This window comes from Aeromonas sp. QDB31 (genome assembly GCF_027707605.1).
Classification (GTDB): Bacteria; Pseudomonadota; Gammaproteobacteria; order Enterobacterales; family Aeromonadaceae; genus Aeromonas; species Aeromonas media.
Genome location: NZ_JAPCIX010000004.1, coordinates 229,870 through 247,093 on the forward strand (window position 1 = coordinate 229,870; position 17,224 = coordinate 247,093).

Here is a 17,224-nt window from a genome sequence, read left to right on the forward strand (position 1 = left end):
GTGCTGACGCCAGATGGCGCTTTCAAAACTCAGCATGGTTCTCCCCCAAACCCAAACCAGAGTTGTTGCAGGGCACGGGTAGCCTGATCAAACAGCAACACCAGCACCAGCAACATCAGCCCCGGGAAGAGGGCCAGCCACCAGCCGCCACCAGCCAGATAACGCAAGGCATCGGCCAGCAGCAGGCCAAGGGAGGCCTCGTGGGTCGCTAGGCCAAAGCCGAGAAAACTCAAGGCCGCGCTGTGCAGCACCGCATGGGGAAACATCAGCAGGGTGCCGATAAACCACTGGGGCAACAACCCCGGCAGTAGGTGGGTGCGCCAGCGACGCAGTGCTCCCATCCCCTGACAGCGGGCCAGCACCACATAGTCGCTGCAGGCGATCCGCCGCGCCTCGGCGCAGAGAATGAGCGCCAGCTTGGGCCAGTGGGTGAGCGCCACCGCCAGGATCACCCCGCGCATGCCACCCCCCACGGTAAAGCAGATCAGGATCAGCAGCAGCATATGGGGCAACGCCAGCATGGCATCGATCAGCAGCCGCACCGCCAGATCGCATCTGGGGTGGATGAGCGAAACACTGGCCGCCACCATGGCCAGCAGACCACTGCACAGCGCCGTGCTGATGCCCAGCTCCAGACTGGTGAGGGTACCCTGAAAGGCCCGCAACCAGAGATCCCGCCCCATCTGATCGGTGCCGAACCAGTGGGCCAGCGAGGGAGGCTGCTGGCGCGCCAGCAGATCCATCGGCACATCCTGAGCCGACAAGCTCCAGCCGTAGGCGGCCAGCAGCGCCAGTCCGATCAGGGCCACACCAAGGCGCAATATTGAGGGAAGCGGATTAAACAGCATGCTCACCCTCCCAGCCCCGATTGATGCGGGCCAGCAGCAAACTGGCCACAGTGTTGCCAATAAAGACCAGCAGGGTGCAGAAGAGCACTATGCCCATCAGAAGGGGAATATCCCCCCTCAGCCCCGCATCCACGGTGGCCTGCCCGAGCCCCGGGTAGGAGAAAACCTTCTCTGCCAAGAGGGATCCGCCAATCAGCTCACCCAGCGAGGCAAACTGCAGGCAGAGCGCCGGAGTCAGGGCGTGGCGCAGCACATGAAAACGCAGCATGGGCCAGCCGCCATCCCCCTGAGCGCGGGCGTAGCGGATAAAGTCGCTCTCCAGCACCTCGGCCACCCGCCCCCGGGTATGCAGAGCAATATTGCCAACCCCGAGCAGCGCCAGGGTGGTCACCGGCAGCAGCAGATGACGCAACCGCATCAGCCAGTCCGCCTCATCGGCAGAGAGCCCCGGCGTCCAGGCGCAGCAGACCGGCAGTATCGGCCAGTGCACCGCAAACAGGGCCAACAGCAACAAGCCGACCCAGAAGGTCGGCAAGGAAGCGAGCAGGTAGGCGAAGCGGCAAATAAGGCGATCGGGCCAGCGGTTGAGATAGCGACCGGCGCAGAGGCCCAGCAAAATGCCGAACAAGCCGGAGAGCAGCCAGGCGCCCGCCAGCAGCAGGAAGGAGGCAGCAAAGCGCTGGCCAATGACCTCACCCACAGGCGCGTTATAGAGCATGGAGTAGCCGAGATCCCCCTGCAGCACCTGGCTGAACCAGTGCCAGTAGCGCAGCCACAGCGGCTGATCCAGCCCCCAGCGGGCGGCAATGCGGGCGTACTGCTCCGGCGGCACATGGAGCAGGTCGTTGCCGATATAGGCCTTGATGGGGTCAATGGGGGAGTAGCTCAGCAGCACAAAGGTGGCGACCGAGACCAGACATAACAGCCCTGCCAGACGCAGCAGGGCTTTTAGCAAGATATAACCTGACGTGCTCAAGGGCGAACTTAGCGGCACGTCCACCGCCAGTCGGAGAGGTTGTTGAGCAAAGACCAGCTACCGTGGATCTCCGGCGCCCCCTTGCCAAGGTCGATGCAGCGGTTGGCGAGATAAGTGTGCTGCACATTGAGCAGCCAGGCCCAGGCGGCATCCCCCTGCACCCCGGCGCCTGTCTTGCCATCCCACTCCACCTGCTGCCAGAAGGGCACGGCCGCCTGCCAGTTCGGGGCATCCAGCGCCTGCTTGAGGTGGCCATCCACCACGGGGTTGCTGTAGTAGCCGGGGTTGTAGAACTCAACGCCGCCGGCGCCGCTCTGGTAGTGGTGATAGAGCTCCATGGGATCCAGGCTCCCCCACCCCATCAGCACCGGATTGGCGTGCATCTCGCGCTCCACCTGCTCCCAGCTGCCGGACTTGAGGCTCACCTCCAGACCTATGGGTTTGAGCATGGCTCGCACAGCTTCCGCCAGATCCCGGCGGGTGCTGTCGCCACTGGTGTACCAGAGGGTGAAGGCCGCGCGCAGGGAGCCCTTGTGGCGAATGCCGTCACTGCCCATCTTCCAGCCGGCCTCGTCGAGCAAGGCGTTGGCATGGGCGGCATCGCCATCCTTGAAGGCGGTGGCTTTGTTTAGCCAGGGCAAGCCTTCCACCGCGCTGTAGGCAGGGATGGCGTGCCCCTCCAGCAGCTGATCGGCCAGCAGCTTGCGGTCGATGGCGTAGTTGATGGCGCGGCGCACCGCCACATCGGCGGTCACGTCGTTGCCGATGGCATAACCTTTGGCGTCTTTTTTACCTGCTGCAGGAATGGGGAAGACGATACCGCGGTTCTCCACGCTCGGCCGAACCCAGAGCTTGAGCGAGGCAGGCACTGTGGGCGCCAGCGACGGGGGGATGCGCACCAGATCGAGCTGGCTGCTCTGGGCGGCGGCATAGGCGCTCTCCTCATCGATAAAGACAAACACCAGCCGTTTGAAGTCATTGTTGCCACCGGCGTAATGGGGGTTCGCCTCCACCACCAGCTGCTGGCCTGGCAGGAAGCTTACCAGCCGGTAGGGGCCGGCGCCGACAGGCTCGCGGGCATAACGCTTGGGATCGTAATCCCGCTTTGACACTATGCCCAAGGATCCCAGCACGTTGACGAAGGTGCTCTGGGGGGCGCTTAAGACTATGGCGACCTCGGTGGGCGAGACCACCTTGGCAGAGACAAAGTTGCCCATGTCGATCTTGCCGCCGCCCCTGGCCGCGCTCTTGTAGGTAAAGGCCACATCTTCGGCGGTGAGCGGCGCGCCGTTGGAGAATTTCAGGTCGGGCTTGAGGGTGATAAGCCACCCCTTGCCATCCTGGTTCGGGGTCACAGATTGGGTGAGCACATTCTGCCAACTGAGGTCTGCATTCTGCTTGAGCAGCGGGCTGTGCAGCAGCAGGTAGCTGCCGTGACTCCAACCAAGCAGAGGGTCAAACCCTTCGGTAGGCTCGGCGCCGATGGCGAGCTTGAGTTCGGCAGGAACCGGCTGGGTAACTGGGGTGGTCTCAGTGGCGAGGGCGGCCTGCGCCAAGGGGCTGGCGCCCAATAGCAGGGCCAGCAAAGCCCCGGCGGCGCGTGCATCATACGTTCGGAAGGTCATAGCATTCCTTTTTCATCTGTTGCCACCGGGTGCGAGAGCGCGAGAAAAGGTGGCACCGATAGAAGCGAATGAGGGGCCGATAAGGGCCCCATCTTTTTTACCAACGCAGGCAGGCTAACGCCCGCGCGCACCAAACAGCCGTCGCCGGCCGAGATCGACACGTCCCTCCCCCTGCTGCACCGGCAAGGAGAGCAGCATCTTGAGAGTGCTGCTCACCAGTGAGCGCCCCTGCTCGGCCCCGAGATGGGGATCGAGCGGCGACATCAGGGAGCAGGCCAGCAGCTGACCACTTTCGGGCAGTTCACCCACCATAAAGGTCATGTTGCCGCAGGGGAGCTGCAGGGCGAGGCGTTCGCTACTGCAGCGCACCGGCCAGAGCTGATCCGGCCCCGGCAGTACCACCACGCTCAGCATCCAGGGGGTCAGCACGCAGCCGAGCCACTGATCTTCAAACAGCACGCACTCGGCCTCGATGGGCATGGTGGCGTGATAGAAGGGCAACGCCTGCATCTCTTCGCGGGCGATCCGCTCGTACTGAGCTATCAGCATGGGCGCGGGATTGGTAGCGAAACCGATGAACTCCTGCACGCGTTCTTGCACGGCATCAAGCTCGCTTAAATGGGACTGCGCCATAGGCCCTCCCGCGCTTGTTCAGCTTTTTCCTGCTCAGAGAGCGGGATGGCAGGGGCACCGACACTGGCCAGCAGGGTCAAAATCCGATCCGTTGCCTCCCCCATGGCGGCCGCCACCACAGGGGTGAGGCCGATGCGCGGTTCGAGGGATTCGGGTTCGACCCCAATCAGGGTGAGCCGCTTGGGCGACTCCCCCGTCATATGCAGCGCCGAGAGCACATCCGCCAGCCCCAGCTGGTGCGGGGAGATCTTGCGGCCGAACAGGGTCGGGACCTCCTCATCCTTCAGGGTCACCACGGTGCCCGGCGGATTACCGCTGCGCACCGCATCCGCCAGAATGATGTGGTCGCGACTGGCCATCGCTTCGAGCAGCTCCATGCCGGCGGTGCCACCATCGAGCAGCTCGATGCCGGGGGCGAAACGGTAGTTGCGCCCCAGCGCCTCGACGATGCGCACGCCGACGGCCTCATCGCTCAACAGCAGGTTGCCCACGCCCAGGATCAGGGTGTTCATCACAGCACCTTCACCTGAGTCGTTTCGCCATTTTGGGTATCCACCACGTGGACCGCGCAGGACATGCAAGGGTCGAACGAGTGGATGGTGCGTACCACCTCCAGCGGTTTGGCGGGATCCGCCACCGGGGTGCCCACCAGCGCCTGCTCGTAGGGGCCGGGCTCGTCATTGAAGTTGCGCGGGCCCGAGTTCCAGGTCGATGGCACAACCGCCTGATAGTTCTCGATCTTGCCGCCCTTGATGACGATCCAGTGGGAGAGCATGCCGCGCGGCGCCTCTTCAAAGCCCACCCCGCGAAACTCCTTGTCCGCCGGGATCTCAGCCTTGATGTAGGCGCTGACATCCCCCTTGCCGATGTTGTCCACCAGCGCCTGCCACTGGTGAGACAGAGTGTCTTTGAGCACGCAACAGCGCACCGCCCGGCCGATGATGCGGCCCAGGGTGGAGTGCAGCTGTTCAGTCTTGATGGCAGAGCCGGTGAGCGTCTTGTAGAGACCGTTAAGCTGATCGAAATGCGCCACCGACTCCGGGTGCTTGGCGGCGAGCTTGACCAGGAGGTCTGCGAGCGGCCCCACCTCCACCACCTTGCCGTAGAAGGTGGGGGATTTGACCCAGGAGTACTTGCCATCATCCTGCCAGCCGGTGTAGTTGGGCTCGGTCTTGCCCTCCCATGGCTTGAGGGGGGCGTCATCCTTGTACCAGGCGTGCTTGTTGCTCTCGGCAATGCCATCCATCAGCCAGGCATCCTGATGGCTCTCGATGGGGCGATAGCCGGCCAGATCGCCGTTCTCGATGTAGCCACCGGGCATCAGGAAGCTGCCGCCGTCACCGTCGGTGGGCAGCTCCGGCACGCTCAGGTAGTGCTTGGCCCCCTGCCCTAGGTTCAGCCACTCGGGGTAGTGCGCGGCTATGATGGCGGCATCCACCTTGTAGACCTGCTCGATAAACTCGCCGAGCCGGTCGATAAAGCTCTTCACGTAGAGCAGCCGCTCCAGGTTGAGCACGCTCGGCGCATCCAGGTTGATGGGGTTGGCCACCCCGCCCACCGCCAGGTTCTGGATGTGGGGAGTCTTGCCGCCGAGGATGGCGACGATGCGGTTGGCATCGCGCTGGCACTCCAGTGCTTGCAGATAGTGGGCCACGGCAATGAGGTTCACCTCCGGGCTCAGCTTCATCGCCTTGTGGCCCCAATAGCCGTTGGCAAAGATGCCGAGCTGGCCGCTCGCCACCAGCGCGCGGATCTTCTCCTGTACCTTGGCGAGCTCTTCAGCGCTGTTGAGGGACCAGGTCGATACCCCCTTGAGCATGTCCGCCGCTTTTTGCGGATTGGCCTCAAGGGCCGCGGTGATGTCCACCCAGTCCAGCGCGGAGAGCTGGTAGAAGTGGACGATGTGATCGTGGATGTTGTGGGCCGCGATGATGAGGTTGCGGATGTACTGGGCGTTGACCGGCACCTTGGCGCCGATGGCGTTCTCCACCGCCCGCACCGAGGCGATGGCGTGAATGGAGGTGCACACCCCACAGATGCGCTGCACTATCATCCAGGCATCGCGTGGGTCGTTGCCCTTGACGATCTCCTCCATCCCGCGCCACATGGTGCCGGACGACCAGGCCTTGGTGACGACGCCGCCTTCGATTTCACAGTCGATACGCAGGTGACCCTCGATGCGGGTGATGGGGTCTATGGTGATACGTTGGCTCATACGTTGGCTTTCCCTCGGGCCTGATAATCTTGGTGAACACGTTCAAGTGATGGCAGTACCGGCAGCAGCCGGATCAGCAGCAAATAGGCACACACCTCGATGGCGACGAAGCCCAAGGAGATCAGCACTTCCGCCGCGGAGGGGAAGTAGTGGTAGCCATTGCCGGGGTTGAAGGCGAGCAGGGAGTAGTCCAGTCGCCAGAGGGCTGCGCCCAGCAGCATGCTGAGGGCCCCCAGGAACAACATGCGCGAATCGCGGCGGCTCTTGTCCCAGTGGAATACCAGCAGCGGGAAGATCATCAGTGCGATCTCGCTCCAGAACATGATGGAGAAGCGGTTCCACTGGGAGAGGTATTCCGACTTGTCATTGATGACGATCTCGGCAAAACGCAGCGCCACAAACAGGATCAGGAAGATGTCGATCACCTGGGTCAGCTTGTAGAACAGCGACTTCTCGTTGGGGCCACGTCCCGCCAGTCCCGCCTGCACCAGAGAGCCCTCAAACACCACTATGGAGAAGCCCATGATGAATGCGGTCAGAAGCGAAAAGACCGGCAGCAGCTCGTAGCTTTGCCAGAGCGGATGGATCTTCTCCCCCGCGACGATCATCAACGAGCCCATCGAGGATTGGTGCATGGTGGGCAGCAGGGCCCCCAGCGCCAACACGAAGAACATGATCTTGTTGAGGCGAATGAGTGACGCCTTCCAGCCGAACTTCTCCAGCAGCACGGGCGCAAACTCCAGCGCCATCACCCCGATATAGATGGTCATGCAGACCGCCGTCTCGAACAGCACCGAGGAGGTGTTGAAGTGACCGGGCAGATAGAAGTACGGCAGGTTCCAGTAACGCCCCACGTCGATGGTGATGGAAAGACCACCGAGCGAGTAGCCGAACAGGCTCGCCAACAGGGCCGGTCGCACCAGCGGGTGATACTCGCCCCGGTTGAACACATAGACCGCCCAGGCCAGCGCCCAGCCGCCACAGGCGAAACCGGTGCCGATCAGCAGGTCAAAGGAGATCCACAACCCCCAGGGGTAACCCCCGTTCAAGTCGGTGACCGAACCCAGCCCGAAGAAGAGGCGTTTCAAGATCAACATGCCGCACAGCACGGCAAAGGGGGCCAGCACCAGCACCGGCCAGCTGACCAGCTTGCCGCCGAGCGGATGCGCCTTGTGATTACTCATGATCCTTGCCCCCCTTTGCTGAACTCTGATCTTTAATCTGAGCGCTGCTCTGATCATGACCATCATCGTGATGGTGATCGTGACCGCTCTTCTTGCTGTTGCGACGAATGAGCACCGAGAGTCCGGTCAGCACCACCATGGGCAGCACCATCCCCTTGTAGAGGGTGTGCTGGATATGCTCGGAGCGGGCACCGGAGGAGAGCTCCGGCAAGTCGGGCATGTCGAGCTTGGTATAGGGCACCCCGGCCAGCACCAGCACCTGGGTGCCGCCCCCCTCCTTCTCGCCATAGACGTAAGGCTGGTAGTTGGGCACCTCGTGCAGGTAGGGATCGTTGGCACTGAAGGTCTGGCGCGGATAGGCATATTCACTCCCAGGGGTCGCCAGCAGGCGACGCTTGGCCTCGGCCATCAGCTCCTCGCGGGTGCCGAAAATCACGGCGCCGGTGGGGCACACCTCGACACAGCCGGGCAATTTGCCCTGATCGATCCGCTCAAGCCCCTTCTGGTTGCAGAGCTCGCACTTGTGGATCGCCCCCAGCGGATTGTCGTAGTCATATTTGGGCACATCGAACGGGCAGCCCACCATGCAGTAGCGGCAGCCGGTGCAGACGTCCGGATCGTAGTGAACGATGCCGGTCTTGGGATCTTTGGTCAGCGCCTGCACTGGGCAGACCGAGACACAGTTGGGATCGACGCAGTGCATGCACTGCTTCTTGATGTAGGCGTAGCCATCCACCAGCTGATCCTTGTGCTCGCCAGTGCCGCTCTTCCACACCTGAATGATGTTGTTGGTGTAGGGCGTCAGCTTGTCGTTGGTGGACCAGGTCTGTGCGCCCTCCGGATTGGCCGGGTTGCCATTCAAACGCTGACACTCCGCCACGCAGGCCTGACAGCCGACGCAGAGGGTGGAGTCATACAACATGCCGAGCGACCCGGGAATGGGCGGCTTGTTCTTGGCCGCCGCCATGGCGCTGCCGGGCACGGCAGCCCCTGCCGTTAGTGCACTGGCAGAGGCGAATTTGAGGAAATTGCGTCTGTTCACGGTTACTCCTCCCGTGATGGGGGCTGCCCGGCTTCGTGGCGCTTCTGCTGGCGACCGAGTTCACGCACCGTCATCAGACTCACCCCCACCAGCACCCCGAGGGCGCCACCGATAAGGCCCGTCGCGGTGGGCGAGGTATAGCCCCCCTCCTGGATCTTCACATCGGGTTTATCCACCCGCGGAGTCGGGTTCTCTACCTTGGCAAGCTGGAAGATCCCCTTGCTGAAACCGACCCCCTGCTCGTTGCAGCCATAGCAGGGATGGCCGATGCCGACCGGCCAGATGCCGCCGCCCACATCGCAGAACTCCAGGGTCGAGCAGTTGCCATAGGTCTCCGGCCCCTTGCAGCCCAGATGGTAGAGACACCAGCCCTGACGGTGGCCCTCGTCGCCAAACTCCTTGGCAAAACGGCCTGCATCGAAATGCGGACGACGCTCGCAGTTCTCATGGATCAGTCGCTCGTAGGCAAACAGCGGACGCTTCTTGCTATCCAGCGCCGGCAGCTTGCCGTAGGTAATGTAGTAGGCAACCGTGGTGAGGAAGTTGTGGGGATTGGGCGGGCAACCCGGGATATTGATGATGGGGGTGCCGATATTGCCCAGCGCCTCTTCGAGACTGACGGCACCGGTCGGGTTGCCGCCGCTGGCGGGCACACCGCCCCAGGCGGAGCAGGAACCGATGGCGATGACCGCAGCCGCATCGGCGGCGGCGCGGCGAATATGGTCGACGATGGGCTCACCGGCCACCATGCAGTAGACGCCACCATCTTTCAGCGGAATGGAGCCATCCACCACCAGCACATACTTGCCTTTATAACGCTTGATGGCGTTGTGCTTGTTCTCTTCCGCCTGATGACCAAAAGCCGCCGAGAGCACCTCGTGGTACTCCAGCGAAATGGTATTGAGGATCAGGTTCTCGATGGTGGGGTGAGTGGCCCGCAGCAGCGACTCGGTACAGCCAGTACACTCCTGCGCCCCAATCCAGATCACCGGCGGCCGCTCGGGGCTGGTAAGCGCGGTGGCCATCTTGGCGACGGCATGCTGACTTAATCCCAGGGTTGCGGCCATCCCGGCACACAATTTCATAAAGTCACGGCGATTAATTCCATGAGCCGATAAAAAAGTATCCTCGACCATTCTTCTTATTCCCGTCAGTGAGCATTGTTTGACAAATGCTTAATGGCGGGAATGCTATGCCTCCCCCTCGCTCTGCATGTTGATCTTTATCAAGTCACCACACTTTAATGTATTCGGAAGCCAATGACGCAAAAAATAAAAAGCTATATATAACATGCACTTATTATTTCACCGCCATAACCAAAAATACTCACAAAGAGGCATTTCAAGGCCTGGTACAATTAAAATCATATAAATTACCGCTCCATTTCAGTCATACATTCAAGAAAATGAAAGCGTTGTCACAGAATTTGTTTTCTGACCCTGTTAAGCCTGCAATTCATCTTTGCAAATGGGCGTTGCAGCGCATATAGCGCCATCATTCCGCCCTCCATCTCTTGCCAGGCGAGCAATAAATTAATCAAGCGAGAGCTATTGAATAACCAGGCTCAAGTGGCCGCATAAAGTAGTTGAACTAAGATCAGAGGCGCCCACCTTTTCGTACAATGCCTATGCTAGACTTGGCTACGCGACCCCATAGTGACCTGCCATCAAGCCCGTGATTTAGAAGAGCGGCGATTCAATCTATGCTTTGATGACGACAAAATAAAACACCGGCTTGAGGCCGGTGTTAAGTAAAAATCATGATTCTTAGATCAATATAAACCCAAATTTTCATTCACATTTTTTCATAATCACATATTTTTCATTTTTCGGCGCGGTAAATTCAGAGTCTGATACCCAAACATATTTCAAAGTACTGCTTTCGAAAAAACCTTTCCATGATAATTTGATTTTATCACCATTCTTTTGAGCATCTGCAATGGGTTTACTATTAGAGAAATCATCCCAGTTAAGCATCATTCCACCACGCCCTAAGTCGGCCGGTTCTTCAAGAAAGAAAGAGAGTTTATCATCAGTTTTAACCACTCTAGTAGACACTACAATTTGATTAGTGTTGACTATTACATCGGCTTTATCGTGTTCAATGATAATGCTACCCTTTCCCGATACACAATCGATTGCCCATCTCTCACCAGCATTTACATTCAGTGAGAATAAGCACAGAAAAATAATTTTTTTTACTTTAAAAGTCATTCGTGACACCTACTGGAATTTTCAAGTCAGTTTTACCATTAAGCTCTTCATCTAGATAGCTCTCGAATATTGATAATGCTTCACTCATAGTTTTTGACGGCTGCCCATATCGACCAGGTGGAAGACTTGCCCACTCATAACTTAACTTATCTAAAGCGCCCTCAATATCACCTTGCCTTATTTTATCTAAAGTCCCCTCTCTTTTTTTCTTAAATAAGAAAAGACAAAAAATATCTTGTGACAATGGGGAAAAATCATTTATATGATACTCATCTCGAGCCTTAACCATTGACGGATCATCCCATGTATAACCCATTACTTGATATGCTCCCGCCGCACTGGAAACCAACTTCCCGGATTTTATTTTTATTCTAGGGTGATCAGAAAAATCTCGACTGTAATCCTTTATAAAAGACTTACCACTAAATAAAGTTTCATATCCTTTATCGCCGATAGTACCTTCACCTACTCGTAGCATTCTCATAAAAGCCCTAACTCGAGCATCGCTTAACATTGGCACTGTATTTGTACGAAAATAAAACAATGGGTATAGATGCCATATCTCCCTCCCAAGCTTTAACTTGGTAGCACTCTGCATCCACTCCAGCTTATCAATGCGTTGCTTTTCGTGATCCACCAACTTGTCAAAATCAGGTAGACCAATCTTGGTCATCAATTTATCCAGCCACTGGTAACTGCTGGCGGAAGACTTTTCATACCACTCGCTGGGATGTTTGACGATAAGCTTGTGAAGTTGCGCTGCATTGCTGCTATTTTGCAGGGCAGCCTGTATCTCTTCACTACTAAGCTCGCCATTGTCATCGGTATCAAAGCTTTTTACCAGATTCGTAAAGAATGCAGGCGGTGCATCGGGGTCCAGATAGCCATCTGAGCCAGAGCCATCGATCTTTTTAAAACCGATCTTCAGCCAGTCATGTTGACTCAATAGCACTACAGTGCACAGCCAACAATTAATTAATACGAAGATTAAGACATATAAAGATAAATAATGCTACTAAAGCTCGTTTAACTATCATCTATAACCACCAATTAAAAAACACCGACTTGACATCGGTGTCAGATAATAACTATAAGAACGAGATAGTTGAGTTAATGACTCTCTATTCCTCCCTCAATAGGCCCGCAACTCTCTCAAGCCTGTCTCCATATACGGCATAGCATTTCTGACCAGATTCTCCACTATCAAGACTAATACCATCAAAACAGATAAGACTACTCTCTTTTTTATATTTCAATTCAAATTGATCATCATCATCGCCAGGTGAAAATGCATCAGGGAAATCTATTAACTTCCCAGAGGTTTTATCTACTATTCCTCCATAGATACATCCACCTCCACACGAAGTGACAAAGACAACATAATGCCCATTAAAGTTAACTTTCCCTTCTAATAGGGAACGATTAGCATCTTTTATATAAAGTTCACTGTAATCACTACTGCCTGCAATTAATTTATTAACGTAAGCACTACTAACAGACTTACTCGGGAAGTCATTGAAACTTAATGAGTTAGAAAAACAAGAAAAACTAATAACAAAAAAAACAGCCCCAGTTAAAAACTTCATTTTAAAGCATCCTTTTTAGCTTTCACCAGAACATCCACCATCTTATCAGGTGTTATATGTGCTTTGTTTAAACCGTCGCCAGCATAATACGATTCTCCACCTAAAGCCACCCTATTCTTACTTATTGCCCGACCTTTCCTCACGCCTGCTGAAGCAAACTCTTTAGCCCATGAGTATATAGCGTCCTCGACACTGCCGTCTTTTTCAAGGAACTCAATAATTTCAGGCCTTTTTATTGCTATCAGATAGTTATTGAAAATATAGTCTTGAACCTCCTCATTAAAGAGTAAGTTTTTATCTATTTTTAGATAATTTACTGCACTAATAAGAGTACTAGGTATTAGTTGATACCGTCCTACAGCAAACATCTTTCGACCAGGTTGAGATTGAGAAACCATAACCTCACTTATGGACATAGATGTTAGACTAGTTCCATAGAATGACGATGCTTTACCATGGACTATATTATTGTATGCAGAGTAATCCCCGCCTGATTCAACACTGGCTAGATAATCACCAAAGACACTTCTTGCCCAATTGATACCCACTGTCGTACGCGATTCTTTAAATTTAAAATGTAATGGGTAGAAATGCCAAATCGCCTTCCCAAGCTTTAACTTGGCAGCACTCTGCATCCACTCCAGCTTATCGATCCGCTGCTTTTCGTGATCCACCAACTTGTCAAAGTCGGGCAGACCAACCTTGGCCATCAATTTATCAAGCCATATGTAACTGCTGGCCGAAGATTTTTCATACCACTCGCTGGGATGCTTGACGATTAGCTTATGAAGTTGATCGGCATTACCGCTATTTTGCAGGGCAACTTGAATCTCTTCACTGCTAAGCTCACCATCGCCATCCGTATCAAGACTTTTTACCAGATTGGTAAAAAATGCAGACGGTGCATCGGGATCCAGATAGCCGTCAGAGCATGAACCATCGACCTTTTTAAAACCTATCTTCAGCCAGTCATGTTGGCACAAAAGCTCCACTTGCTCTTTCTTGACATATTGTCCTGACGAGACGCTGACCCACTCCTGCTTAGCAGCGTCTTTTTCCAGCTTGAGTGATTCAACCAGCTCTTCCAGACTCTTGTCACCCGTCGCGACCCAGAAATCTTTACCATCCTGCGTTTTCTTCTCATGCAAGACGAGATCGGCCGGCACCTTGGCATAAATAGCACCGCCTTTAGTCCCCGCCTTGTTGGCCAATACATCATCCAGTCTGGGATCCTGGGTGAAGACTTCAAGATGCACCTGATGCTTGCTCTTTTTGCCTCCAATCAGGGAGCCCGGCGTTTCCACCAGGCCTAGATATCCAATGGTTTCCCCCGCAGCAATGGCGACTGGCGAAGGCAGTACATAGAGCTCACCAAGATGTGACGGCGCACGTGCATTCACCTTGATAAAGTCATCTTCGACACACACCCAGGCCATGCCACAGCTACCCGCAGCACCATCAGCACTCGGCATCACATAGTTGCATCTGGCCATCTTGCGTGTCTTGTCACCCACCCAATGGAATTCGAGTTGGTGCGCATCATACTGCACTTTTGTGCCCGCAGGCAGAGATACGCTTCTGTCCCCGGCCATCAGACGACCTGTAGGCCCATTAAAAACAGGATCCGCACGACCAACCATATTGGTCAGTAGTTCCGCCTCTATTTGATCGAATAGCCAGGTCGGCAGGTTGAGTTTAATCACCCCGACAGCGTCCGGGCTATTGGCGATCCAGACCGAACTTCCTTCACTGACAACAACGCCTACCTTCTCGGCCTCTTTTATCTGAGCATTGGATAGCTGGCTCTTGATCGTCACTTTAATGAAGTCATACACCTTGTCTCCCACCTTTCCCTTTTGGGGTGGCGTACTGCTATCTATCTCCAGCTCGGTATCCTTGGGCAGCGCGAAACGGGGCAAGGCAGCATCGGCACGCTGCTGATCGACATCGGGATTGGCGTGAGGAACGGAATTACGCGCATTCCAGCCCTTTTTCAGTACCAGCTTCTCGGCGGTCTGATACTGGTTCCAGGGCAGCAGATGCATATAGAGCGAATAGAAGGTGAACTCGTTTTTTGCCTTCGTTTCGGTGTTTATCTCGCAATATTCATGTTGTACTAGGCAGAAGCAGTTGGAATAACGCAACGACTCCCCCTGAAATTCAGAAGTCAGGTAATCCTTCATCATCCGGAATGCCACCACCTTGCCATCGGCCATGGCTCTTACAGGGTACTTATCCTTGCACCAGGGGGCACTCTTGTCGCTGATATGAATGCCACCATGCCATTTGTTGTGGTTACCAAGAAGATAGTGACCCGATTGCTCGCCATTGATCAGCGCCGTCAGTGCCTTGACGTCCTTGAACTCTTCCCCTGTGGCGGTGAGGATGGGAAATGCAAACTTCATGCTGTTTCCTTATTCAGAAAAGAGGTAGAACGCGCCAGGCTTCTGCTCCTTGAGCAGCGCCTCCATCGCCTTCTCGGTGGGAATGGCTTTGATGAGTTCAACCAGTTCGGGAGCCTTGACCACTTCTACCCCCTTGGGCACCACGGGGGCCTTGCCACCCCAGCCGGATCCTGCCCCTGCGCTGCCGCCGGCGTTGAGCTTGATGGCGGGGCCCACCAGCTTGATGCCGCTCGGGTCCACTTTCACAAAACTGCCGCCTCCCTTGAGGGTGATTTCAGAGCCCGCCTCCAGCACCAGCTTGTCGCCCACCTTGATATGCACTTCCTGCCCGGCTTCCACCAGCAGGGACTGCCCCAGCTTTTGGTGCAGACTGGCATCCACCGTCAGTGAGTAGTCGGCTTTTATCTGGTCGCGCTTCTCACCCTCCACCGTCAGATGGTCGTTGGCCTTGATGCGGGTCACCCGCTCATTGTCGATATCGGTGTGCTGGTCGTGCTTGATGTGCCAGGCGGCATCATTCTCGATAAGCACGTTCAGGTTTTTCTGACCGTGGATATAAATCTCTTCCTTGCCAGCCTGGTCTTCAAAGCGCAGCTCGTTGAAACCCTCACCCTGATGGGTTTCGGTGCGCAGCACGGTGCGGGTCTTGTTGGCCGGCAACTCGTACGGCGGCCGGTTGGTGGCATGATAGGTGCGGCCGGTCACGATGGGCTGGTCGGGGTCCCCCTCCAGAAAGCTCACGATGACCTCGTGGCCGATGCGCGGGATGGCCATCATGCCGTACTGACCACCGGCCCAGACTTGCGAGACCCGCACCCAGCAGGAGCTCTGGTCGTTGGAGCTGCCATATCTATCCCACGGGAATTGCAGCTTCACCCGGCCGTGTTCGTCACAGTAAATCTCCTCCCCCTCGGGGCCCACCACCATGGCGATTTGCGGGCCATCCACCATGGGCCTGTGGGGGGCCTCCGGGCTGCCGATACGTGCCCGCCAGGTGGTGCTCGCTTTCACCACCCCAAATTCGTTGTGGTAGACGGTGGGACCGCTGCCCCCCTCCTCCTCCAGCGCCTGCGGCTGCAAACCGGTGTGCTGGATGCGCACGATTTGCCAGTCGGTGTTGAGGCTGCCGTTGGGGTGCTCGGTCAGCGAGAAGGTCTGCCCCGGCTGCAAGGCGGCGCAGTTGGACTTGCCACTGCCCGCCACGGCGTCGTTGCGCAGCGCATCGAGCCTGTGCTGGGCAAAGGCCTTGCCGCTGCCATCCTGCTTGTAGCGGCCCGGAAAATCGAAGTGCTGGTAGGTATCCCGTTGATGCTCGAGCTCTGCGCCCTGCTTTTTGTGGGAGAGGCCATAAGCCGGGGTCTTGAAGCTGTAGTCTTTGAGCTCCACATCCGAGGGGCGCACCGCCTCCCGGTAGTGGAACTGCCGCACATAGGGGCCTTGCTCAAGGGAGCGGTTGCCGAGGTTGAAGAAGAGCTCGGGGCCGGCGGTCAGGGCGGCCGCGTCGTCAGCAAACACGATACGGTGCTTGCCCGCTTCAAACTCGTGGAAGTAGAACATCCCCTCTTCGGCGGCGAGGCGGTTCACGAAGTCGAGGTCGGTTTCCCGGTACTGAACGCAGTATTCCCGCTGGACGTGCTCGTTTTTCAGGGCAAACGCATAGTCGGTGATGCCGTGCTCTTGCAGCAGGATAGAGAGGATTTCATCGAGCTTTTGCGCCTGAAAGATGCGGGAGTTCTGGCGTAAAGAGAGTCGCCACAGGGCCGGCTGCGCCAGCAGCTGATAGCGGGTGCGGCGAAAACCGCTGTCACCCTGCGCGAAGTCACTCACCACCCCACAGACCCGCCGCTGCAGCTCACCGTTGTACCACACCAAGAGCTCGCAGGGCTGGTCCAGCACGGCGCCAAAGTCGATATCGGGCTGGGCGCTTGCCAGCTCCAGGCGCAGGTTGAACGGCCGGTTGAGCCCTTCATCCAGTGCAAATTCGGCCACCACGAAGGTGCTCTCGGGCAGGGCCCCCACCTTGACAGTAAATTGTAATCCTGTGCTGTCTGCCATGATGCGCTCCTTAACCTGCCTGTCCGCTGCCTGAGCCAATCACCACGCCGCCACAGCCGACGGCGGTACCGGTCACGGCGATGGGCTTGCCGTTGACCAGCACAGAACCAACGCCGCCCGAGATGCTGCGCGGATGGGGCGGATTGTTGGGTTTGTCATGAGGGGCCAGCGGATCGCCCTGGCGGGCCACCGGCTTGCCATCGAGGAACACATCCGGGCTGGCGGCAATCACAGGGGATGGGTGGAAACCCTCGTGGTCGGTACCGATATCACCGAGCAATGCAATAGAAGGACACATCTGGATTCTCCGTGGGGCAACCATGGTGCAAGCGCAGCCTGGTGCAGAGACAGTTGGAACGGCGACCCAGCAGCCTCCATGCCATGGCAAGTTCGCCCACAATCACATTAAAAATCAGCTAATTACGATTCAATTCCGCTGCAG

General features: G+C 56.8%; 15 protein-coding genes. All 15 read right to left on the reverse strand.

Features of this window, described 5'->3' with window-relative positions:
- Nucleotides 1-29: 29 nt before the first annotated feature.
- The 15 genes from PG898_RS06335 to PG898_RS06405 all read right to left on the reverse strand — a co-directional run bounded on the left by PG898_RS06335 (nucleotide 30) and on the right by PG898_RS06405 (nucleotide 17,080).
- Complete coding sequence (locus PG898_RS06335) at nucleotides 30-848, reverse strand: ABC transporter permease (RefSeq protein ID WP_043133605.1); 819 nt, start codon at nucleotides 846-848, stop codon at nucleotides 30-32.
- Complete coding sequence (locus tag PG898_RS06340; RefSeq protein ID WP_043133602.1) at nucleotides 838-1,848, reverse strand: ABC transporter permease; 1,011 nt, start codon at nucleotides 1,846-1,848, stop codon at nucleotides 838-840. Before PG898_RS06340 ends, PG898_RS06335 begins: the two co-directional genes overlap by 11 nt.
- Complete coding sequence (locus tag PG898_RS06345) at nucleotides 1,833-3,449, reverse strand: ABC transporter substrate-binding protein (RefSeq protein ID WP_043133600.1); 1,617 nt, start codon at nucleotides 3,447-3,449, stop codon at nucleotides 1,833-1,835. The genes PG898_RS06340 and PG898_RS06345 overlap by 16 nt, the downstream gene beginning before the upstream one ends.
- Before the next feature lie 114 nt (nucleotides 3,450-3,563).
- On the reverse strand, nucleotides 3,564-4,082 hold the full coding sequence (hybE, locus tag PG898_RS06350; protein ID WP_270823972.1) for a hydrogenase-2 assembly chaperone: 519 nt from the start codon (nucleotides 4,080-4,082) through the stop codon (nucleotides 3,564-3,566).
- Entirely contained in the window at nucleotides 4,064-4,594 is a 531-nt protein-coding gene (locus PG898_RS06355) for a HyaD/HybD family hydrogenase maturation endopeptidase (RefSeq protein ID WP_270823971.1), read from the reverse strand. The genes hybE and PG898_RS06355 overlap by 19 nt, the downstream gene beginning before the upstream one ends.
- Complete coding sequence (hybC, locus tag PG898_RS06360) at nucleotides 4,594-6,297, reverse strand: hydrogenase 2 large subunit (RefSeq protein ID WP_270823970.1); 1,704 nt, start codon at nucleotides 6,295-6,297, stop codon at nucleotides 4,594-4,596. Before hybC ends, PG898_RS06355 begins: the two co-directional genes overlap by 1 nt.
- Nucleotides 6,294-7,481: a Ni/Fe-hydrogenase cytochrome b subunit gene (gene hybB, locus PG898_RS06365; protein ID WP_270823969.1), complete on the reverse strand. Its 1,188-nt coding sequence runs from the start codon at nucleotides 7,479-7,481 to the stop codon at nucleotides 6,294-6,296. Before hybB ends, hybC begins: the two co-directional genes overlap by 4 nt.
- Complete coding sequence (gene hybA / locus PG898_RS06370) at nucleotides 7,474-8,523, reverse strand: hydrogenase 2 operon protein HybA (protein WP_270823967.1); 1,050 nt, start codon at nucleotides 8,521-8,523, stop codon at nucleotides 7,474-7,476. The genes hybB and hybA overlap by 8 nt, the downstream gene beginning before the upstream one ends.
- Nucleotides 8,524-8,525: 2 nt before the next feature.
- Nucleotides 8,526-9,659, reverse strand: coding sequence for a hydrogenase 2 small subunit (hybO, locus tag PG898_RS06375; RefSeq protein ID WP_270823966.1), 1,134 nt, complete (start codon nucleotides 9,657-9,659; stop codon nucleotides 8,526-8,528).
- A gap of 654 nt (nucleotides 9,660-10,313) precedes the next feature.
- On the reverse strand, nucleotides 10,314-10,736 hold the full coding sequence (locus tag PG898_RS06380; protein WP_270823965.1) for a hypothetical protein: 423 nt from the start codon (nucleotides 10,734-10,736) through the stop codon (nucleotides 10,314-10,316).
- The gene (locus PG898_RS06385; RefSeq protein ID WP_270823964.1) at nucleotides 10,726-11,682 is read right to left on the reverse strand and encodes a glycoside hydrolase family 24 protein; all 957 of its coding nucleotides are present in this window, start codon (nucleotides 11,680-11,682) and stop codon (nucleotides 10,726-10,728) included. Before PG898_RS06385 ends, PG898_RS06380 begins: the two co-directional genes overlap by 11 nt.
- A 175-nt stretch (nucleotides 11,683-11,857) precedes the next feature.
- Complete coding sequence (locus tag PG898_RS06390; RefSeq protein ID WP_270823963.1) at nucleotides 11,858-12,322, reverse strand: hypothetical protein; 465 nt, start codon at nucleotides 12,320-12,322, stop codon at nucleotides 11,858-11,860.
- The gene (locus PG898_RS06395) at nucleotides 12,319-14,727 is read right to left on the reverse strand and encodes a hypothetical protein (protein ID WP_270823962.1); all 2,409 of its coding nucleotides are present in this window, start codon (nucleotides 14,725-14,727) and stop codon (nucleotides 12,319-12,321) included. The genes PG898_RS06390 and PG898_RS06395 overlap by 4 nt, the downstream gene beginning before the upstream one ends.
- 9 nt (nucleotides 14,728-14,736) lie before the next feature.
- Nucleotides 14,737-16,782 (reverse strand): type VI secretion system Vgr family protein, encoded by a 2,046-nt coding sequence (gene tssI, locus PG898_RS06400; RefSeq protein ID WP_270823961.1) that lies wholly within the window; start codon nucleotides 16,780-16,782, stop codon nucleotides 14,737-14,739.
- A 10-nt stretch (nucleotides 16,783-16,792) separates the two neighbouring features.
- On the reverse strand, nucleotides 16,793-17,080 hold the full coding sequence (locus PG898_RS06405; RefSeq protein WP_005300007.1) for a type VI secretion system PAAR protein: 288 nt from the start codon (nucleotides 17,078-17,080) through the stop codon (nucleotides 16,793-16,795).
- Between the last annotated feature and the right edge of the window lie 144 nt (nucleotides 17,081-17,224).